This window comes from Streptomyces sp. PA03-6a (assembly GCF_033792765.1).
In the GTDB taxonomy this organism is placed as follows: Bacteria; Actinomycetota; Actinomycetes; order Streptomycetales; family Streptomycetaceae; genus Actinacidiphila.
Window position 1 is genome coordinate 1 of the sequence record NZ_JARAVK010000168.1, and the last position, 20269, is coordinate 20269.

The 20269-nt window shown below is 73.8% G+C and carries 18 protein-coding genes and 1 pseudogene; 12 read left to right on the forward strand and 7 right to left on the reverse strand.

Annotated elements, in window-relative coordinates; translation table 11 throughout:
• The 3 genes and pseudogenes from PV350_RS31675 to PV350_RS31685 all read left to right on the forward strand — a co-directional run.
• A pseudogene (locus PV350_RS31675) lies at positions 1–877 on the forward strand (hypothetical protein); the annotation flags it as partial.
• A 130-nt stretch (positions 878–1007) separates the two neighbouring features.
• Positions 1008–1853, forward strand: a complete 846-nt coding sequence (locus PV350_RS31680) for a carbon-nitrogen hydrolase family protein (RefSeq protein WP_499514796.1) — start codon at positions 1008–1010, stop codon at positions 1851–1853.
• A gap of 8 nt (positions 1854–1861) precedes the next feature.
• A complete protein-coding gene (locus PV350_RS31685; RefSeq protein ID WP_499514797.1) occupies positions 1862–3169 on the forward strand; it encodes an aspartate aminotransferase family protein in 1308 nt (435 codons plus the stop codon).
• 49 nt (positions 3170–3218) lie between these two features.
• Here the strand turns inward: PV350_RS31685 and PV350_RS31690 are convergent, their stop codons facing one another.
• Together PV350_RS31690 and PV350_RS31695 are read right to left on the reverse strand one after the other, a co-directional pair.
• Positions 3219–4058, reverse strand: a complete 840-nt coding sequence (locus PV350_RS31690) for an endonuclease/exonuclease/phosphatase family protein (RefSeq protein WP_499514798.1) — start codon at positions 4056–4058, stop codon at positions 3219–3221.
• Positions 4055–4471 (reverse strand): hypothetical protein, encoded by a 417-nt coding sequence (locus PV350_RS31695; protein ID WP_500337231.1) that lies wholly within the window; start codon positions 4469–4471, stop codon positions 4055–4057. Before PV350_RS31695 ends, PV350_RS31690 begins: the two co-directional genes overlap by 4 nt.
• Before the next feature lie 293 nt (positions 4472–4764).
• On the opposite strand from PV350_RS31695, the gene hydA reads away from it, so the two are divergent.
• Genes hydA through PV350_RS31725 form a run of 6 tightly spaced genes read left to right on the forward strand, consistent with a single transcriptional unit; the run spans position 4765 to position 12109 of the window.
• Entirely contained in the window at positions 4765–6171 is a 1407-nt protein-coding gene (hydA, locus tag PV350_RS31700) for a dihydropyrimidinase (protein ID WP_500337232.1), read from the forward strand.
• A 17-nt stretch (positions 6172–6188) separates the two neighbouring features.
• Positions 6189–7208 (forward strand): TIGR03842 family LLM class F420-dependent oxidoreductase, encoded by a 1020-nt coding sequence (locus tag PV350_RS31705; protein WP_499514801.1) that lies wholly within the window; start codon positions 6189–6191, stop codon positions 7206–7208.
• A gap of 17 nt (positions 7209–7225) precedes the next feature.
• Positions 7226–8764, forward strand: coding sequence for an NCS1 family nucleobase:cation symporter-1 (locus PV350_RS31710; RefSeq protein ID WP_500337233.1), 1539 nt, complete (start codon positions 7226–7228; stop codon positions 8762–8764).
• A 57-nt stretch (positions 8765–8821) separates the two neighbouring features.
• Complete coding sequence (locus PV350_RS31715) at positions 8822–9640, forward strand: inositol monophosphatase family protein (protein ID WP_499514803.1); 819 nt, start codon at positions 8822–8824, stop codon at positions 9638–9640.
• Positions 9637–11067 (forward strand): phytoene desaturase family protein, encoded by a 1431-nt coding sequence (locus tag PV350_RS31720; RefSeq protein WP_500337234.1) that lies wholly within the window; start codon positions 9637–9639, stop codon positions 11065–11067. The genes PV350_RS31715 and PV350_RS31720 overlap by 4 nt, the downstream gene beginning before the upstream one ends.
• A gap of 58 nt (positions 11068–11125) precedes the next feature.
• Positions 11126–12109 carry an aldo/keto reductase gene (locus tag PV350_RS31725; RefSeq protein ID WP_499514805.1) on the forward strand — a complete coding sequence of 328 codons (984 nt, stop codon included), beginning with the start codon at positions 11126–11128 and terminating at the stop codon, positions 12107–12109.
• A gap of 60 nt (positions 12110–12169) precedes the next feature.
• On the opposite strand, the gene PV350_RS31730 is transcribed toward PV350_RS31725, so the two are convergent.
• Positions 12170–12910: an SIR2 family NAD-dependent protein deacylase gene (locus tag PV350_RS31730; RefSeq protein WP_499514806.1), complete on the reverse strand. Its 741-nt coding sequence runs from the start codon at positions 12908–12910 to the stop codon at positions 12170–12172.
• A gap of 194 nt (positions 12911–13104) precedes the next feature.
• Here PV350_RS31730 and PV350_RS31735 point away from each other — a divergent pair, with 194 nt between their 5' ends.
• On the forward strand, positions 13105–13989 hold the full coding sequence (locus PV350_RS31735; RefSeq protein WP_500337235.1) for a cupin domain-containing protein: 885 nt from the start codon (positions 13105–13107) through the stop codon (positions 13987–13989).
• Between the two features lie 42 nt (positions 13990–14031).
• On the opposite strand, the gene PV350_RS31740 is transcribed toward PV350_RS31735, so the two are convergent.
• Positions 14032–14811: a nucleotidyltransferase domain-containing protein gene (locus PV350_RS31740; protein ID WP_500337240.1), complete on the reverse strand. Its 780-nt coding sequence runs from the start codon at positions 14809–14811 to the stop codon at positions 14032–14034.
• A gap of 80 nt (positions 14812–14891) precedes the next feature.
• Here PV350_RS31740 and PV350_RS31745 point away from each other — a divergent pair, with 80 nt between their 5' ends.
• A complete protein-coding gene (locus tag PV350_RS31745; protein ID WP_500337236.1) occupies positions 14892–16691 on the forward strand; it encodes a gamma-glutamyltransferase family protein in 1800 nt (599 codons plus the stop codon).
• Positions 16692–16845: 154 nt separating this feature from the next.
• On the opposite strand, the gene PV350_RS31750 is transcribed toward PV350_RS31745, so the two are convergent.
• The 3 genes from PV350_RS31750 to PV350_RS31760 are packed head-to-tail and all read right to left on the reverse strand — an operon-like array spanning position 16846 to position 19418.
• Positions 16846–17364: an NUDIX domain-containing protein gene (locus PV350_RS31750; protein ID WP_500337237.1), complete on the reverse strand. Its 519-nt coding sequence runs from the start codon at positions 17362–17364 to the stop codon at positions 16846–16848.
• Positions 17361–18353 (reverse strand): ketopantoate reductase family protein, encoded by a 993-nt coding sequence (locus PV350_RS31755; protein WP_500337238.1) that lies wholly within the window; start codon positions 18351–18353, stop codon positions 17361–17363. Before PV350_RS31755 ends, PV350_RS31750 begins: the two co-directional genes overlap by 4 nt.
• Before the next feature lie 9 nt (positions 18354–18362).
• Positions 18363–19418 (reverse strand): ADP-ribosylglycohydrolase family protein, encoded by a 1056-nt coding sequence (locus PV350_RS31760; protein WP_499514811.1) that lies wholly within the window; start codon positions 19416–19418, stop codon positions 18363–18365.
• A gap of 71 nt (positions 19419–19489) precedes the next feature.
• Between PV350_RS31760 and PV350_RS31765 the strand changes: the two genes are divergently transcribed.
• Positions 19490–20269, forward strand: a 780-nt coding sequence (locus tag PV350_RS31765; protein WP_500337239.1) for a glycerate kinase, incomplete at its 3' end; no start/stop codon positions are given.

Below are 20269 nucleotides of genomic sequence, written 5' to 3' on the forward strand. Positions count from 1 at the left end.
GCCCCGCACCCCGGCCGCGCCCCCGTCCCTGCCCGACACCGGCCCGGCCGCCGCACCCGCACCCGGCGACGGGGCCCCCGCGCAGGCCCGGACGGACCACCGGCCCTCCGGGCGTGGGCGCAAGGAACGCCCGCGCGGTGGAGCACGGTACGGCGGGGCCCGCTTCGCCGGGGCGCCCGAGGCCGAGGTGGTCGTGCCAACCGTCGTGCCGCCCGTCGGGGCGGCACCGCAGGACGATGCCGCCCCCGGTCCCCGCGGGGCGCGCTTCGCCGGCGCGGCGGGCCATGACACCCCCCACGCCCGCGAGGCCGCGCACGGGCACACCGACGTCCGGGAGGCGCACGTCCGCAGGGAGGCCGCGCGGGCGACCGCGGCGCGCATGGCGGAACTGCGCCGCACCGGCCGCACCGGCGAGGCGTACGTGCTGATGAGCGAGGCCGTCGCGGGCCCGCCCGAGGACGCCCCCGAGCTCGCGGCCGCGCTGGAGCGCTCGGGACTGGCCGCCGACGTGGCCACCCTGCTGTGGGAGCTGGCCGCGCAGCCCCCGCACCGTCTGGCGGCCGCCGCGACCGCCCTGGACTCGGCCGGCCGCGGTGACGACTGCAGGACCCTGCTGCACCAGGCGGCCGCCCGGCCCGCCGCCGAGATCGCCGCGACCGCCGGGGCCCTCCTCGACGCCGGCCACCGGGACGCGGCGCTGAGCCTGCTGGTCGCCCTCGTGCGCGCCCGCAGCCCGGAGACGGCGGCCGGCATCGCCCACGAGGGCGCCGGGCTCGTCGGCCCGCTCCTGGACGCGGCGGGTCTGGTGTCGGTGTCCAAGCGCCGCGACGTGGCCGCCGCACTGCGCCGAGCGGGTCTGCCCGGCCGCGAAATCTGATCGGCTTCGTTGAGTAACGGCGCCGGTATTGCCACAGTGGGCTGTGGGCTCTTACGTTCGTCCCAGCGCCGGATCTACGTGCGTAGACCTGCCCGCCGTTCCGGCGTGACCTCGCGTCAAAGGAGCTGTCATGCCCAATGTCGTACGCGCCGCGCTCGTCCAGGCGACGTGGACCGGTGACACCGAGTCGATGATCGCGAAGCACGAGGAGCACGCCCGCGAGGCGGCCGCGCGGGGCGCCCAGGTGATCGGCTTCCAGGAGGTGTTCAACTCCCCGTACTTCTGCCAGGTGCAGGAGGCCGAGAACTACCGGTGGGCCGAGCGGGTGCCGGACGGCCCGACCGTGCAGCGCATGCAGGCGCTCGCCCGGGAGACGGGCATGGTGATGGTGGTGCCGGTCTACGAGATCGAGCAGGACGGCTTCTACTACAACACCGCCGCCGTGATCGACGCCGACGGCAGCTACCTCGGCAAGTACCGAAAGCACCACATCCCGCAGGTCAAGGGCTTCTGGGAGAAGTACTACTTCAAGCCCGGGAACCTGGGCTGGCCCGTCTTCGACACGGCCGTCGGCAAGGTCGGCGTCTACATCTGCTACGACCGCCACTTCCCCGAGGGCTGGCGGGCGCTCGGCCTCGCCGGCGCACAACTGGTCTACAACCCCTCGGCGACGCACCGCGGGCTCTCCTCGTACCTGTGGCAGCTGGAGCAGCCGGCCGCGGCCGTCGCCAACGAGTACTTCGTCGCCGCCATCAACCGGGTCGGCCAGGAACCGGACTACGGCGACAACGACTTCTACGGCACGTCCTACTTCGTCGACCCGCGAGGCCAGTTCGTGGGCGACGTCGCCTCCGACAAGGAGGAGCAACTGATCGTGCGCGACCTGGACCTCGACCTGATCCCCGCGGTGCGCCAGCAGTGGGCCTTCTACCGGGACCGCCGCCCTGACGCCTACGGCACCCTGACGGAGGCGTGAACACGTCCATGACCATCACCGAGAACCCGCACGCCGCGCTCCACTCCCGCCACCAGGCCGTGATGCCGCAGTGGCTGGCGACGTACTACCGGGAGCCGATCGAGATCACCCACGGCGAGGGCCGCCACGTCTGGGACGCCGAGGGCCGGCAGTACCTGGACTTCTTCGGCGGCATCCTCACCACCATGACCGCGCACGCCCTGCCCGAGGTCACCGCCGCGATCCGCGAGCAGGCCGGGAGGATCCTGCACTCCTCCACGCTCTACCTGAGCTCCCAGGCGGTCGACCTCGCCGAGCGCATCGCCCGTCTGTCGGGCATCCCGGACGCCCGGGTCTTCTTCACCACCTCCGGCACGGAGGCGAACGACACCGCGCTGCTGCTCGCCACCACGTACCGCAGGTCCAACCAGATCCTGGCGCTGCGCAACAGCTACCACGGCCGCTCCTTCTCGGCGATCGGCATCACCGGCAACACCTCCTGGTCGCCGACGAGCCTGTCGCCGCTGCAGACGCTGTACGTGCACGGCGGCGTCCGGCACCGCGGCCCGTACGCGCACCTGTCCGACGCCGAGTTCACGGCCGCGTGCGTGGCGGACCTGGAGGACATGCTCGGCCAGGCCAACGGCCAGGTCGCCGCCCTGATCGCCGAGCCGATCCAGGGCGTCGGGGGCTTCACCTCGGGCCCGGACGGGCTGCTGGCGGCCTTCAAGGAGGTCCTCGACCGGCACGGCATCCTGTGGATCACCGACGAGGTGCAGACCGGCTGGGGCCGCACCGGTGAGCACTTCTGGGGCTGGCAGGCGCACGAGGGCTCCGGCCCGCCGGACGTCCTGACCTTCGCCAAGGGCGTCGGCAACGGCCTGTCCATGGGAGGCGTCGTCGCCCGCGCCGAGGTGATGAACTGCCTCACCGCCAACTCCATCTCGACGTTCGGCGGCAGCCCCATCACCACGGCCGGCGCGCTGGCCAACCTCCAGTACCTCCTCGACCACGACCTGCAGGGCAACGCCCGGCGCGTGGGCGGCCTGCTCAAGTCGCGGCTGGAGGCCATCTCCGCCGGGCTCCCGGTGGTCCGGGAGGTGCGCGGCCGCGGGCTGATGCTCGGCGTCGAGCTGGCCTCGCCGGCCGCGGCGGGCGTGGTCCTCGAAGCGGCCCGCGAGGGGGGCCTGCTGATCGGCAAGGGCGGGCGGGCCGGTGACGCGCTGCGCATCGCGCCGCCGCTCTCGCTGACCGTCGCCGAGGCGGAGGAAGGCGCCTCGATCCTGGAGTCCGCGCTCAAGCAGGCGCAGAGCGAGCTGGGCGAGGGTCCGGCCTGACGGTACGCCACAGGGCCGGGGCCACGGGCCCCGGCCCGCGCCGCCGCGGTCAGAGCCACAGGTCGACGACGAGCGGCCGGTGGTCGGAGACCGGCACGGCCGGCGCCCACGCGGAGCGCACGGCGGCCCGCCCGACCCCCGCCGCCAGCACATGGTCGAACTGCACCACGGGTCGGTGCGAGGGGTAGGTGCGCGTACGGGCCAGCGTCCGCCAGGCCCCGCCCAGCGTCAGGGACGGTACCGGGCCCACCAGGTTGAGGTCGCCGAGCAGCAGATGGGGCCGGGGCAGGCCGGCGATCCAGCGGCGGACCGCGGTCAACTGGCCCACGTTCCAGCCGGGGACGAACGACAGGTGCACGGCGACCACCGTGAACGGGCCGCGCGCGCCCTCCAGGACGGCGGCCAGCGCGCAGCGCGGCTGGTCGGCCATCATCCGGAGCCCGGCGAGCCCGGGCACCCGCAGGGGCATGCCCACGGGCGAGGGGGACAGCCGCCGGGCCCGCCATTCCCGTACGGGGAGCCGGGTGACCAGGGCGATCCCGTGCGACGGCGGGCCCTCGCCCCGGTCCGCGTCCTTGGGCCCGGACACCCGCATGCCGGGCACGGCCGGATCGGGCACCCACCCGGTGCCGGGCACTGAGCGGCCGTGGACCGCCGACGCGTAGCGCCAGTCCCGGGCGCCCGACGCCGCGGCGGCGGCCGCGGCCTGGTCGACCCGGCCGGACCGCTCCTGGAAGCGGTCGAGTTCCTGCAGCGCGAGGACGTCGGCGTCCAGGGACGCGACGGCGCGGGCGAGCGGCTCCCCGGCGGCAGCGCCGCCGGGGAAGGGGGCCGGTCCGCCGTCCCTGATCGGCAGGCCGTGCAGCACGTTGAACGTCGCGAGCCTCATGGGAGCGCCACCCGCGGTGCGGCGGCGGGCGGGGGTGACGGGGCGTCGGCCCGGCGTCGCGGACGGCCCGGTCCGCGGAAGTGGGCGTACGGCGGGTACGCCGTGAAGGCGACGTCGAGTTGCCCGCGCCGCCGGTCTCCGGGCTCCAGCAGCGGGGTGAGCTGCTCGACCCGGGCCATGTGCCCCTTCACCAGGCCCTTCTGACGTGGCCGCTGGCCGGCCGCCCGCGCCAGTGCCGTGGCGGCGAAGGAGAACAGTCCGGCCGGCGTCGAGAGCCCCGCGTGGTCGCCGACCAGGAAGCCGTACGCGGCGGGGTCGGTGAGCGCCGTGTGGCGCGGGGGATGCCAGGGCTGCACGACGCGGTGCTGCACCGGGCCGGTACACGGGCGGAAGTGACGCAGCATCAGTCGCATGCGGGATCCTCCATCCGCCCATCGTCGCCGTGCCGCCGCGGCCGGGGCAACGCGATTTCGCACCTCGTCACCTACAGACCCGAACGCCCGGTTCATGGCATATTGTGAGCGTTCGCCGTACGGGGGTGCGGAGGAGGAGCGAGTGCCCCGCCGATGGGGAGCAGCGGTATTGCCACCGTGGGTGACCGGTCATACGTTTTCCACCATGGCGGGGTCTACGTGCGTAGAGCCTTTCCGACATGGCATCGAGGTTTCCGGGGACCCCGCCCTCAGCCAGTGGAAGGAGTGGGAGCATGAGCCGCATCGTCATCCGGGGCGGACTGGTCGTCACCGCCGCGGAGGAGGTCCACGCCGACGTCCTCGTCGAGGGGGGCAGGGTCGCCGCCCTCGCGTCGCACGACTCCGACGCGGCGCAGGGCTGGACCGCGTCCGCCGACCGCGTCATCGACGCGACCGGGAAGTACGTCATCCCGGGCGGTGTCGACGCGCACACCCACATGGAGCTGCCCTTCGGCGGCACCTTCGCCTCGGACACCTTCGAGACCGGCACCCGGGCCGCCGCCTGGGGCGGCACGACGACGATCGTGGACTTCGCCGTCCAGTCGGTGGGCGAGTCGCTGCGTGCCGGACTCGACACCTGGCACGCCAAGGCCGACGCCCAGTGCGCCGTCGACTACGGCTTCCACATGATCCTCTCCGACGTGAACGAGGACACCCTCAAGGAGATGGACATCCTCGTCGAGGAGGGCGTCACCAGCTTCAAGCTGTTCATGGCCTACCCCGGCGTCTTCTACAGCGACGACGGCCGCATCCTGCGCGCCATGCAGCGCGGTGCCGACAACGGCGGCCTGATCATGATGCACGCGGAGAACGGCATCGCCATCGACGTGCTCGTCGAACAGGCGCTGGCCGCGGGCAAGACCGACCCCCGCTACCACGGCGAGGTGCGCCACGCCCTCCTCGAGGCCGAGGCGACGCACCGCGCCATCCGGCTCGCCCAGGTCGCGGGCTCCCCGCTCTACGTCGTGCACGTCTCGGCGCAGCAGGCCGTCGAACAGATCGCACTCGCCAGGGACGAGGGGCTGAACGTGTTCGGGGAGACCTGCCCGCAGTACCTGTTCCTGTCCACGGACAACCTGGCCGAGCCGGACTTCGAGGGCGCCAAGTACGTCTGCTCGACGCCGCTGCGCCCGAAGGAGCAGCAGGCCGTGCTCTGGCGGGCCCTGCGGACCAACGACCTGCAGGTGGTGTCCACGGACCACTGCCCGTTCTGCTTCGTGGGGCAGAAGGAGCTGGGCCGGGGTGACTTCTCGAAGATCCCCAACGGTCTGCCGGGGGTGGAGAACCGGATGGACCTGCTTCATCAGGCGGTGGTGGACGGGCACATCAGCCGGCGCCGGTGGATCGAGATCGCCTGCGCGACCCCGGCGCGGATGTTCGGGCTGTACCCGCGCAAGGGCACCATCGCTCCGGGCGCGGACGCCGACATCGTCATCTACGACCCGGGCGCGGAGCAGGTCATGTCCGCCTCCACCCACCACATGAACGTCGACTACTCGGCCTACGAGGGCCGGCGGACCACCGGCCGGGTCGAGACCGTGCTCTCCCGCGGCGAGCCCGTCATCGACGGCCGGGAGTACGTCGGAAGGGCGGGCCACGGCCAGTACACCCCGCGCGGAACCTGCCAGTACCTCATCTGAGAAAGGCGCGTGGACCCATGGACTTCGGACTCGTCCTGCAGACGGACCCGCCCGCGTCGGGGGTCGTGGAGCTGATGCGGCGCGCCGAGCGCAACGGCTTCACCCACGGCTGGACCTTCGACTCCACGGTGCTGTGGCAGGAACCGTTCGTCATCTACAGCCAGATCCTCGCGCGGACGGAGCGGATGGTCGTCGGCTCCATGGTCACCAATCCGGGCACCCGTACCTGGGAGGTGACCGCGTCCACCTTCGCCACGCTGAACGAGATGTTCGGCAACCGGACGATCTGCGGCATCGGCCGGGGCGACTCGGCGATGCGTGTGGCGGGCCGCAAGCCCAACACCCTCGCCCGCATCGAGGAGGCGATGCACGTCATCCGCGAGCTCGCCGAGGGCCGCGAGGCCGACCTCGGCGGCACCGTCATCCGCATCCCCTGGATCAAGGAGGGGGCGCAACTGCCGGTGTGGATGGCGGCGTACGGGCCGAAGGCGCTGGCGATCGCCGGGGCGAAGGCGGACGGGTTCATCCTGCAGCTCGCCGACGTCTACCTGACCGAGTGGATGGTCAAGTCGGTCAGGGACGCCGCGGCCGCCGCCGGCCGGGACCCCTCGCAGGTCAAGGTCTGCGTGGCGGCCCCCGCGTACGTCACCGGGGACGACTCCCCGCAGGCGCTGGCCCACGCCCGCGAGCAGTGCCGCTGGTTCGGCGGCATGGTCGGCAACCACGTCGCCGACCTGGTGGCGCGGTACGGCGAGCACTCCGCCTCCGTGCCGGACGAACTCACCGACTACATCAAGGCCCGTCAGGGGTACGACTACTCCCACCACGGCCGTTCGGGGAACCCCGACACCACGTTCGTCCCCGACGAGATCGTCGACCGCTTCTGCCTCCTGGGCACCGCCGATCAGCACATCGAGAAGCTGCGCGCCCTGAAGGCCCTCGGCGTCGACCAGTTCGCGGTCTACGACATGCACGACGCCAAGGAGTCCACCATCGACGCCTACGGCTCCACCGTCATCCCCGCGCTCCGCGGCTGAGGGGGAGCACCGCACCCATGCCGGCCCCCACGCCGCCCGCCCAGATCACGCACCCCGACGGCCGCGTCGAGCTCCGGCTCGACGCGGCCGTGCCGCACGGTCCGTACGCCAACGAGGACCTGTTGCCGATCCCCATCGCCAAACGGCACTGGACCACCTACAACTTCACCGCGCTGTGGATCGGGATGGCGCACAACATCCCGTCGTGGACGCTCGCCTCCGGCCTGGTCGCCCTCGGCATGGACTGGAAGCAGGCGGTGTTCACCATCGCCCTGGCCAACGTCATCGTGCTCGCGCCGATGCTGCTCACCGGCCACGCGGGCCCCAAGTACGGCATCCCCTTCCCGGTGCTGGCCCGTTCCTCCTTCGGGGTGCGCGGGGCCAACCTCCCGGCGATGCTGCGCGCCGCCGTGGCCTGCGCCTGGTTCGGCATCCAGACCTGGATCGGCGGCCAGGGCATCTTCGTCCTCCTCGGCAAGATCTGGGGCGGCTGGGCGGGCGCCGCGCACGTGGCGGGCTACCCGTGGACGCTGTGGGTCTGCTTCCTCGCCTTCTGGGCGCTGGAACTCGCGATCATCTACCGGGGCATGGAGACGCTCCGCCGCTTCGAGAACTGGGCCGCGCCCTTCGTCCTCGTCGGCGCCGTCGTCCTGCTGGTCTGGATCACCAACAAGGCGGGCGGCCTGGGCCACCTGCTGGACCAGCCCTCCGCCCTCGGCTGGGGCGGGGACTTCTGGAAGGTCTTCTTCCCCGCCCTCATGGGCATGATCGGCTTCTGGTCGACCCTCTCCCTCAACATCCCCGACTTCACCCGCTTCGGGGCCGGGCAGCGCGCCCAGGTCTGGGGCCAGTCGCTCGGGTTGCCGACCACGATGACCTTCTTCGCCGTCCTGTCGGTGCTGGTCACCTCCGGCTCCCAGGCGGTCTACGGCGAGGCCATCTGGGACCCGGTCGAGCTGGCCGGCAAGACCGACAACGTCATCGGCCTGCTGTACGCCCTGGTCACGGTGCTGGTCGCCACCATCAGCGTCAACATCGCGGCCAACGTGGTCTCCCCGGCGTACGACCTGTCCAACCTCGCGCCCCGGCACGTCGACTTCCGCACCGGCGCGCTGATCACCGGCGTCGTCGGGGTGCTGATCTTCCCCTGGAAACTGACCTCCACCCCCGAGCTGTACATCTTCACCTGGCTGGGCGTGGTCGGCGGTGTCCTCGGCACCGTGGCCGGCGTCCTCATCGCCGACTACTGGGTCGTCCGGCGCACCCACTTGGCGCTGCCCGAGCTGTACGAGGCAGGTGGCGGACGTTACTGGTACCACCGCGGCTGGAACTGGCGGGCGGTGCTCGCCCTCGTCGTGGGCGGCCTGCTGGCGGTCGGCGGTTCGTACTCCACCGTCGACGCGGAGGGCCGCAAGCAGGGCCCGTTCCCCGTCGACGGCCTGATCCCGCTGCTGAAGCCGCTCGCGGACTACGGCTGGGCGGTCGGCCTGGTCAGCTCGTTCGTGCTGTACAGCGCCCTGATGCGGAAGGCGGGCCCCGCCGCACGGACGGCGTGAACCCGCCAAAGCCACCACGGGTGCGCGGCGCCGCGGACGATCTGGTCTGATGGAGGAGTGATCGATGACGCACTCTTCAAGGCGGTCGAGGACACGGTGCGCGCGACCGCCGAGGCGGAGGTCGTGCCGCGCTGGCGCCGGCTGAGCGCAACCGACATCAGCCACAAGACCGGACCGGGGGACCTGGTCACCGTCGCCGACCGCGAGGCGGAGCTGCGGCTCGCCGAGGAACTGCCGGCGTTGCTGCCCGGTTCCGTCGTGGTGGGGGAGGAGGCCGTGCACGCCGACCCGGGCATCCTGCGCCGCATCGGCGGGGACGACCCGGTGTGGATCGTCGACCCCGTCGACGGCACCGCCAACTTCGTCGCCGGCAGGCCCGAGTTCGCCACGCTCGTCGCGCTCGCCCGCGGCGGCGAGGTCCACGCCTCCTGGACGTACGTGCCGAGGCTGGCCCTCATGGCCACGGCCCGGCGCGGCGGGGGCGCCCTGCTCAACGGCGAGCCGATCCGCACCGCCCGCGACTCCGGCGGGTCCGCGCTCACCGTCGCCACCTCGCAGTTCGCCTTCCTCGACGAACAGGAGCGGCGCCGGTTCGAGGGCCTCGGCACCGACGGCGTCGAGTCCCGTCAGTGCACCTGCGCAGGGCTGGACTACCTGGAGGTCGCCCGGGGCGCCATCGACGCCGTCGCCTTCACCTGGGAGTCGCCCTGGGACCACGCGGCCGGACTGCTGCTGGTCACCGAGGCCGGCGGTGCCAGCATCACCGCGGCGGGCGTGCCCTTCCGCATCGGCGGCGGCAACGCCTTCCCCTTCTCCGTGGCGCGCGACGAGGCGACCGCGCGACGGGTCGTCGACCTCATGGCAGGTGACCGATGAGCAGGGCACACGTCACGGACGTCATCGTCGTCGGAGCCGGGCCCAACGGCCTGACCGCCGCGGTCGAACTCGCCCGCGCCGGGCACTCCGTGGAGCTCTTCGAGGCCGGCGACCAGGTCGGCGGCGGCGCGCGCACCGAGGAACTGACCCTGCCGGGCTTCCGCCACGACCCGTGCTCGGCCGTCCACCCGCTCGGCGCCGGCTCGCCCGCGTTCAACGCGATGCCGCTCGCCGACCACGGCCTGCGGTGGCTCCACCCCGAGCTGCCGCTCGCGCACCCCTTCGACGACGGCACCGCGGCGGTGCTGGACCGCACCGTCGGCGCGACCGCCGCCTCGCTCGGACCGCGCGACGCGGGCACCTACCGCAGGCTCCTGGCCCCGTACACCGGCCGCTGGAAGACCCTCGCCCACGACTTCCTGCGCCCCCAGTGGCGGGGACTGCCCCGCGACCCGCTGCGCTTCGCGAGCTTCGGGCTGACCGGGCTGCCGCCGGTGGCCGTGCTCGCCCGGCTGTTCCGCGAGGAGAAGGCCCGCGGGCTGCTGGCCGGCCTCGCCGCCCACGCGATCGCCCCGCTGACCAGCCCGCTCACCGGCGCGACGGCGCTGATGTTCGCCGTCTCCGGCCACGAGGTCGGCTGGCCGGTCCCGCGCGGCGGCTCGCAGTCGCTCGCCGACGCCCTCGCCTCCTACCTGCGGCTGCTCGGCGGCACCGTCCACACCGGCGTCATGGTCCGCAAGCTCGACGAGCTGCCGCCGGCGCGCGCGTACGTCTTCGACACCTCGCCGACCGCACTGGCGCGCATCGCCGGGCTCGGCGACGCGTACCGGAAGTACCGCTACGGACCCGCAGTCTGGAAGATCGACTACGCCCTGGACGGCCCCGTGCCCTGGACCGCCGCCGAGGCCCGCCGGGCCGGCACCGTGCACATCGGGCCGACCTTCGGCGAGATCGGCGACGCGCTGAACCGGGCGGTGCGCGGCCGCCCGCCCCAGACCCCGTTCCTCATCACCGCCCAGCCCACCGTCGTCGACCCCGGGCGGGCCCCCGAGGGCAAGCACGTCTTCTGGGCGTACGGGCACGTGCCCAACGGCTTCCGCGGCGACGCCACCGAGGCCGTCGAGCGGCAGATCGAGCGCTTCGCCCCCGGCTTCCGGGACCTCGTCCTCGCCCGGGCGGTCAGCGGACCGGCCGAACTCGCCGCCCGCAACGCGAACTACGTCGGCGGTGACATCGCCAGCGGGGCCTTCGCCGGCCTGCAGACGGCCTTCCGCCCCAAGCTGCAGTGGAACCCGTACACCACCTCGCGCCCCGGGGTCTTCCTCTGCTCCTCCGCCAGCCCGCCCGGCCCAGGTGTGCACGGCATGTCCGGCCACCACGCGGCCCGCGCCGTGCGCCGCCACCTGGAGGGGACCGCCCGCCGGTAGTCCGGTAGCGCCCGCCCCGTCGGCCGCGGCCGGCGGGGCAGCGACTAGCATCGAAGGCATGGAGCAGCGCGTATTGGGCAGGACGGGCCGCAAGGTGTCCGTCGTGGGTCTCGGCACCTGGCAGCTGGGCGCCGACTGGGGCGAGGTCCGCGAGGAGGACGCACTCGCCGTCCTGGACGCGGCCGTGGCGGAGGGCGTGACCCTCTTCGACACGGCGGACGTCTACGGCGACGGGCGCAGCGAGCAGCTGATCGGGCGCTACCTCCGGGAGCGCCCGGACGCCGGGATCTTCGTCGCCACGAAGATGGGCCGCCGGGTCGCCCAGGTCCCCGAGAACTACGTCCTGGACAACTTCCGCGCCTGGAACGACCGGTCCCGGGCCAACCTCGGCGTCGACACCCTCGACCTGGTGCAGCTGCACTGCCCGCCGACCGCCGTCTACTCCTCGGACGCGGTCTTCGACGCCCTCGACACCCTCGTCGCGGAGGAGCGCATCGCGGCCTACGCCGTCAGCGTCGAGACCTGCGAGGAGGCGCTGACCGCGATCGCCCGGCCGGGCGTCGCCAGCGTGCAGATCATCCTCAACGCCTTCCGCCTCAAGCCGCTGGAGCAGGTCCTGCCGGCCGCCGCCGAGGCCGGGGTGGGCATCATCGCCCGGGTGCCCCTCGCCTCCGGCCTGCTGTCCGGCCGCTACACCAAGGACACGGTCTTCCCGGCCGACGACCACCGCACCTACAACCGGCACGGCGAGTCCTTCGACCAGGGCGAGACCTTCTCCGGCGTCGACTACGCGACCGGCCTGGAGGCCGCCGCCGAGTTCACCGCCCTCTCCCCGCAGGGCGCGACCCCGGCCCAGACGGCGCTCCGCTGGATCATCCAGCAGCCCGGCGTCACCACCGTGATCCCCGGCGCCCGCTCCGTCGAGCAGGCCCGCGCCAACGCCGAGGCCGCCGCCCTGCCGCCGCTGCCGCAGAGCACGCTGGACGCCGTGCGGGACCTGTACGACCGGCGCATCCGCGCCCAGGTCCACCACCGCTGGTGACCGCCGCGGCGAACCTGCCCTGAGCCGTGCCCCCGGACGATCCGTCCGGGGGCACGCGCGTCAGCCCGCGGCGGCCTCCCGGGCGATCCCGTCCAGGAGCGCGGGCAGCGAGCTCCCGATCGGCTCGCGCACCAGCTCGTCCGCGATCTCGTCGTACGGCGTCGGCTCGGCGTTGACGATCACCAGCCGCGCCCCGTGCTCCGCCGCGATCCCGGCGAGCGACGCCGCCGGCTGCACCTGGAGGCTGGTGCCGACCGCGATGAAGACCGTGCAGCCCTTGGCGATGGCCATCGCGTTGCCCAGCACCACCGGATCCAGCCGCTGCCCGAACATGACGGTCGCCGACTTCAGGATCCCGCCGCACTTCCCGCACGCCGGGTCCGGCTCGCCCGCCCGGACCCGCGCCAGCGCGTCGTCCATCGGCGCCCGGTCGTGGCACCGCGTGCACACGACGGCGCGGGCCGTGCCGTGCAGCTCCAGCACCTTGCGCTCGGGCAGCCCCGCCATCTGGTGCAGCCCGTCGACGTTCTGCGTGATCACGCGCACCGCCACGCCCGACCGCTCCAGCCGGACGATCGCGTCATGCGCCGCGTTGGGCCGCGCCTCCAGCGTCGGGCTCTCCATGCGCATCCGCCACGACCTGCGGCGCACATCGGGATCGGCCATGTAGTGCTCGTATGTCACGAGCTTCTCGGCCTCCGGATCGCGCCGCCACAGCCCGTTCGGACCGCGGTAGTCCGGGATGCCGGAGTCGGTGGAGATACCTGCGCCACTGAGGACGGCTACGAGAGGCCTGGCCATGCGCCGAGGGTAGGGCGGCTGGCGGCCCGGCGCGAACGGATATCGGGGGGTGCCCCTCGCTCACCGGACACACCCCCGTTCACCTGCGATTTTGTCTCGACTAACAGCGGTTGTGAACAGTCTCGTACCACTGGACCAAGCAGGGAAAGGTGACCATGAAGCAGTCAGCAGAGGTCTCGCGAGCCCCCCGATCCTTGAGCATCCGCCGGGGGGACTCCCTTGAGTTCGTCGAGTCGCATCCCAGTGAGCCGGGCAAGGGCGCCAGGGTGGCGCATTTCCTCGGCCCGGACAGCGGCGCCAGCCACTTGTCGGTCGCGATCGTCGAACTCGAGCCCGGCGGCCATGTCATCGGTCACCGGCACCCGTTCGAGGAGTCGTTCTTCGTCCTGGAGGGCAACCCGCTGCTCGCGGTGGCCGACCACCAGTACGCCCTGCGCCCCCATGACTTCGGCCTCGTGCCCTACGCCGTCGGTCACGCGTGGAGCAACCCCACGGACCAGCGCGTGCGCATGTTGCGTGTGCACGCTCCCCAGCCGCGCCCCATCGACGGCAGGGGGACGTGGGGGGTGTTCGAAGCGCCTGAGACCCGGGTGCCGACGCAGGGCGTGGCCGTCGACGAACTCGACCCGGCCAAGCCGTACGTCGGTCACTTCGACCAGACGGACATGGCGCCGCCCGGGTCGATCTCCATGCCCGGCTACCACGGGGCGAACGTGCAGAACGTCCAGATCCGCATGATGGTGGACGACCTCCTCGGGGCGCGCCACCACGCGATGTTCATCGTGCAGTTCACCCCGGGCGTGGTGGACAACGCCCCGCTCAAGACCGCGAAGGAGCACTTCCATCCGTTCGAGGAGATCTACTACCTGATCTCCGGGCAGACGCGGTCCTTCTGCGACGGTGAGCAGGACCTGGCCGGTGTCGGCGACCTCGTCTTCGCGCCGGTCGGCGCGTCGCACGGATTCGCGGCCCTCGGCACGGAGCCGCTGTGCTGGATCGAGGTGCAGTCGCCGATGCCGCCGGCGAGCGGCGGATTCACCTTCCACAACGACTGGGCGCAGCACACCAACATCGGTTGATCCGCTCGTCCGGCACCGGGGCCCGCGCGTTTCCGCCCGGGGTCAGCCCAGCGCCGCGCGGACGTCCGCGACGAGGGCGGCGGCGTCCTCCACCGCCGTGACCGGGTCGCCGAGGCCGGACAGCACCGCTTCGGCGCGGGACCGGAAGCCGGGCGGGGCGTCGGGGAGGGCGCCCGCGGCGGCGAGGGCGCCCTTCTCGTTGAGGCACCACACGCGGTGGTGGGCGTGGAGCGACTGCGTCAGCACCCCGACTGCCCGTGAAAGGCACAGGGCGGCGTGCAGGACGTCCCCGCCGCCCGCGGACTTGCGGGCGTTCACGACCAGGAAGTCCGCCTCCCAGGAGGCCCCGACGAGGGCCTCGCGCAGCGGCTCCGGGTAGACCAGCGTCCGCTCGCGCAGCGCGGTCAGCTCACCCGCCGGGTCGGCCAGGACGCGGCCGAGGGCGACCTCGCCGGCGTACACGGGGGACCAGAAGCCCAGCGGATGGCCGGCCTGGACACCGACCTCGTAGCGGCCGGCGAGGCAGTCGTCCCACACCCGCCCCACCCGATCCAGGTCCCGCAGGATCCAGTCGACCTGGACGCCGCCGACGCGCAGCCACGCCCCGCCGTTCACCCAGGGACCCCAGCCGCCGGGGCCGGCGATCTCCACCGGTGCGCCCGTCGCCTCGGAGGCGAGCGCGGCGAGCGCCGCCAGGTCCGGTTCGCCGCGGTAGTACACGCCGAGGTCCCAGTCGGAGTCGGCGCGGTGCGTACCGCGCGCCCGGCTGCCGCCCAGCATCACCGCGACCACACCGGGGACCCGGGCGAGCGACCGTGCCATGGAGGAGACAGGGGGTACGTGTTCGGGCTCGTGGGGCACCGTGCGAGTGTAGGTGCACCCCCGGCGCGAGGAGTACGGAATTGTTCACGACCCGGCCCACCCTCCAAGGCACCTTCGGCATGGCCTCCTCCACGCACTGGCTCGCCTCGCAGTCGGCGATGGCCGTGCTGGAGAGCGGCGGCAACGCCTATGACGCGGCGGTGGCCGCCGGGTTCGTCCTGCACGTGGTGGAGCCGCACCTCAACGGACCCGCGGGCGAGGTGCCGATCATCGTCGCGCCCGCGGGCGGTCCCGTGCGCGTGCTCTGCGGCCAGGGCCCCGCCCCGGCCGGGGCGAGCGTCGACCACTACCGCGCGCTGGGCCTGGACTTCGTCCCCGGCACCGGTCCGCTCGCGGCCGCCGTGCCCGGTGCCTTCGACGCCTGGATGGTGCTGTTGCGCGACCACGGCACGAAGCCGCTCGCGGACGTGCTCTCCTACGCCATCGGCTACGCCGAGCACGGCCACCCCGCGGTGGAGGCGGTCGGCGCCACGGTCGGCTCCGTCCAGGCGCTGTTCGAGACGGAGTGGACGACCTCGGCCGAGCTGTACCTGGCCGGCGGCCGCCCGCCCCGGCCGGGAGACCTGCTGCGCAACCCCGATCTCGCCGCCACCTGGCGGCGGTTGCTGCGGGAGGCGGAGGCCGCCGGCAGCGACCGGGAGGCACAGATCGAAGCGGCCCGGCGGGTGTGGCGCGAGGGCTTCATCGGCGAGGCGCTGGCCGCCTTCGCCGCCCGTCCCGCGATGGACACCACGGGCGAGCGCCACGCCTCCACCCTGACCGGGGACGACCTCGTCGCGTACGAGGCGCACCACGAGGACCCGGTGACCTTCGACTGGAACGGCTGGACGGTCTGCAAGGCCGGACCGTGGAGCCAGGGCCCGGCCTTCCTGCAGCAACTGGCCCTGCTGCCGCCGGATCCCGCGGACCTGGAGTACGGCTCCGCCGACTACGTGCACACCCTGGTCGAGGGCACCAAGCTCGCCATGGCCGACCGCGAGGCCTGGTACGGCGACGCCCAGGACGACGTCCCGCTCGCCGAACTGCTGTCACCCGCCTACAACGACGCACGGCGCGCCCTGGTCGACCAGGCGAAGGCCTCCCACGAGCTGCGCCCCGGCAGCCCGGGCGGCCGCACGCCGCGGCTGCCGCACTTCCCGCTCCACGACGCCGCCGCGGCAACGGGATTCGACGCCATGGGCGTCGGCGAGCCGACGGTCGCCCACAACGGCGCGACCCGCGGCGACACGTGCCACCTCGACGTCGTCGACCGCTGGGGCAACATGGTCGCCGCCACCCCCAGCGGCGGCTGGCTCCAGTCCAACCCGGTGGTCCCCGGGCTCGGCTTCCCGCTCGGCACCCGCCTGCAGATGACCTGGCTGGAGCCCGGGCTGCCGAACTCCCTCACCCCGGGCCGCCGTCCGCGCACCACGCTCACCCCGTCGCTCGCGCTGCGCGACGGCGTGCCGGTGATGGCCTTCGGCACCCCCGGCGGCGACCAGCAGGACCAGTGGTCGCTGCACTTCTTCCTGGGCGTCGCCCTGCGCGCCCCCGTCCGCGGCGGCCTCGACCTCCAGGGCGCCATCGACGCGCCCAACTGGCACAACGACAGCTTCCCGAGCTCCTTCCACCCCCGGGAGATGCGGCCCGGCAGCCTCACCGTGGAGAGCCGCTTCGAGGAGTCCGTCATCGCCGGACTCCGCAGCCGCGGCCACGACGTCACCGTTGCCGCCCCCTGGTCCGAGGGCCGCCTGTGCGCGGTGGCCCGCGACCCGGAGACCGGCGTCCTGTCCTCCGCGGCCAACCCCCGCGGCATGCAGGGTTACGCGGTGGGCCGCTGACCCGGCGCCCGGGCAGGCGCCGCCCGTCGGCACGGCAGGGCGGCGCGGCGCGGCGCGGACCTGGGGTCCCTCATGGGACGTTGCCATGCGCCGGGCGGAGAGCCCGTGGCCCGCGACCGGAGACCGGTGCGGCCAACCCCCGCGGGATGCCGGGTTACGCGGTGGGCCGCTGACCGACCACCGGGGGGCGGCCGTTGACCAGTTCGACGGGGCAGGCGCCGTCCGCCTGTGCGGCCAGGGCGGCGCGGACGCGGCGGTAGAGGCCGGGGGAGAGGTACTCCTCGGCCTCCTCGGGCGTCGCCATCCGCCAGGCGGACAGCTCCTCCTCCTGCAGCACGATCGCGCCGAGCGCGGCCTCGTCGAGCACGCCGCCGTCGTACAGGTAGGAGGTCAGCGGCGGGCGGCCCGGCCACTGCACCCAGTCGACGGCGAGCAGGGCGCCCGGCTCGACGTCCAGACCGACCTCCTCCAGGGTCTCCCGGCGGGCCGCCTCGCGGGGGGTCTCCCCGTCGGCCGACTCGATGGTGCCGCCGGGCAGCACCCACTTGCCGTCCTGGCGGTAGGTGGTCTCGGCGATCAGGATCCGGCCGTCGGCGTCGCGGAAGAGCGTGCTGGCCCCGGCGAGGATCTTCGGCAGGCTGTCGATGTAGGCGTCGAAATCGGTGGTCGTCACGCGCCCCAACCTACGGGTTCGCGACCCTCGACGGCGGCGGCCACCTGCGCCGGGTCCAGGCTTCCGGGGGCGCGGCGGTCGCGTGCCGCACGGTTCGCGAGCCGGCGCAGCGTCTCGTTGACCGGGACGGGTATCCCGTGGAGCCGTCCCAGCAGCACGATCTCGCCGTTGAGCCAGTCCGCCTCGACGCTCCCGGTGCCGCGGGTCAGGCTCTGCCAGGACGAGCCGCCGCCCCGGGCGAAGCCGTCGACCGGCCGCAGGCTCACCCGGTCGCCGCGGACCGCCGCCTGCTCCTCCTCGCCCGCGTACGGGATGCCGGCGGCGTCGAGCACCGCGGCGCCCTCGGCGCGCGCCCGCTTGACGAGGCCGGCGGCCGTGTCGTCCCAGCCGCCGCAGAGCGCCTCGACGGCGTTGCCGAGGTTCGACAGCAGCTTGGCGTACTTCCAGCGCATCACGTCGGCCACGACCGGGGCGGCGAAGGAGGACTTCTCCAGGTCCGCGGAGACGGCCCGTGCGAGCTCGTCCGTTCCGTGCGGGTAGCGGCCCAGGTGGAGGATGCCGGTCAGCGGACCGCAGGGGGCGACCACCTCGCCGGGCTCCAGGTGGGTCGACGGCAGCCACACGCACATGCCGTACACGTCGCGGAAGCGGCGCAGTGCCGTGCGTTCGTTGGCGACGCCGTTCTGGGCGCAGACCAGCGGCAGGTGGTCCGCGACCGGGGCCCAGGCGGCGAGCGCGGCCTCCGTGTCCTGCGTCTTCACGGCCAGCACCAGCACGTCGTCCTCGCGCAGCCTCAGCCCCTCCGGGCCGCCGGCCACCGGGACGGGCAGCGACAGCGTCCCGTCCGGCGTCCGCAGCGTCAGCCCGCGCTCGCGCAGCGCCTCCAGGTGCGCTCCCCGCGCGACCAGGACGACCTCGTGACCGCTCTCGTACAGCCGGCCGCCGATCGTCGCGCCGACCGCGCCCGCTCCCACAACGATGTATCGCACACGCGGACCCTACGGCACGAGCAGCGCCGTGCGACGGGCGAGTTCGCTGATCGCCACGCCGTCGAAGCCGAACACCGCGCTGCGCACCCGGTCCTCCAGCGGCTCGGTCCACTGCGGCGGGATCGCCGCCGCGCCGCAGAACACCCCGGCCACCGAACCCGCCGTCGCACCGCCGGAGTCGGTGTCCAGGCCGCCGCGCACGGTCAGCGCGATCGTGGCGGTGAAGTCGCCCGCGCCGTACAGCAGCCCGGCGGTGACGAGCGCGGCGTTGGGGACGGTGTGGATCCAGTGCAGCCCACGGTTCTCCTCGTCCAGCTCCGCCATCGTCCCGGCCCAGTCCAGCCCCGCCGCGTGCAGCGCCATGGTCCGGCGCACCGTGCGGGCCAGCCGGCAGCCCGGCGGGACGTGCTGCAGCGCCGACTCCAGCGCGGCCCGGGCGTCGGGCGCGGTGAACGCCGCCGCGATCAGCGCCGCGGCCCACATCGCGCCGTACACCCCGTTGCCCGTGTGCGACAGCACCGCGTCCCGGCGGGCGAGCGACGCGGCCCGCCGGGGGTCGCCGGGGGAGGTCCAGCCGTGGACGTCGGCGCGGATCAACGCCCCGATCCACTCCTGGTACGGGTTGTCGGCCGTGGCCGTCAGCGGCGGCTTCATCCCGCCCGCGAGGTTGCGGTACGCCGCGCGCTCGGCGGTGAAGGTCTGCAGGTAGGGAAGGCGCAGCAGCCACAGCTCGCCGACCTGCTCGGTGGTGAAGTCCGGGCCGTACGTCTCCAGCAGGTCGAGCCCGAGGATCGCGTAGTCGACGTCGTCGTCCCGCGCGCTGCCGTGGATGTTGCCGCGGGTGCACTGCGGCCACTCCGGGCGCAGCTCGAACTCCGCCGGGTCCGCAGGCGGGTCCAGCGCGGGGATGTAGTCGGTCAGCGGCAGCGCCCCGGCCCGGCGCAGGTAGCGGTCGATGCGCTCGCGGGTCCAGTGGTCGCCGCGCTCGACGGGCTTGCCGAGCATGTTGCCGGCGATCCGGCCGAGCCAGCCGCCCAGGATGCGGTCGTGGAGAGAGAGGGCCATGCCTCCGGTGTACCGCCAGGACACCCCGGGATAGGGTCCAAGCGGCGCGACCTGCCGTAAGGGAGATCAATGTGACGGACGCACGGCCCGCGCGGGTGCTCATCGCCGCGGACAAGTTCAAGGGCTCGCTCACCGCCGTCGAGGTGGCGGAGCGGCTCGGGGCGGGGCTGCGGAGCGCCGCCCCCGACCTCGTCGTCGAGTCCGTACCGGTGGCCGACGGCGGGGACGGAACGGTGGACGCCGCCGTCGCCGCCGGATTCGAGCGGCGCCTGGTGGAGGTCACCGGGCCGCTGGGGGAGCCGGTCACCGCCGCGTACGCACTGCGCGACGGCACCGCCGTCGTGGAGATGGCCGAGGCCTCGGGGCTGCGGCACCTGCCGCCCGGCGTCTTCGCGCCGCTTACGGCGACCACCTGCGGCACCGGTGAGCTGCTGCTGGCCGTACTCGACGCGGGCGCGCGGTCCGTCGTGCTCGGCGTCGGCGGCAGCGCGACCAACGACGGGGGCGCGGGCATGCTCGTCGCGCTCGGCGCCCGCCTGCTGGACGGCCGGGGCGAGCCGGTGGGCCCGGGCGGCGCGGCGCTCGCCGGGCTGGCCTCGGCGGACCTGTCCGGCCTCGACCCGCGGCTCGCTGCGACCGAGGTCGTCCTCGCCAGCGACGTCGACAACCCGCTGCTCGGCCCGAAGGGCGCCGCCGCCGTCTACGGCCCCCAGAAGGGTGCCACGCAGGAGGACGTCGCCACGCTGGACGCGGCGCTCGCCCACTACGCGGAGGTGCTGGAGGCCGGTGCGGCCGCCGAGGCCCCGGGGGCGGGTGCGGCCGGCGGGGTCGGGTTCGGGGCGCTGGTGGGC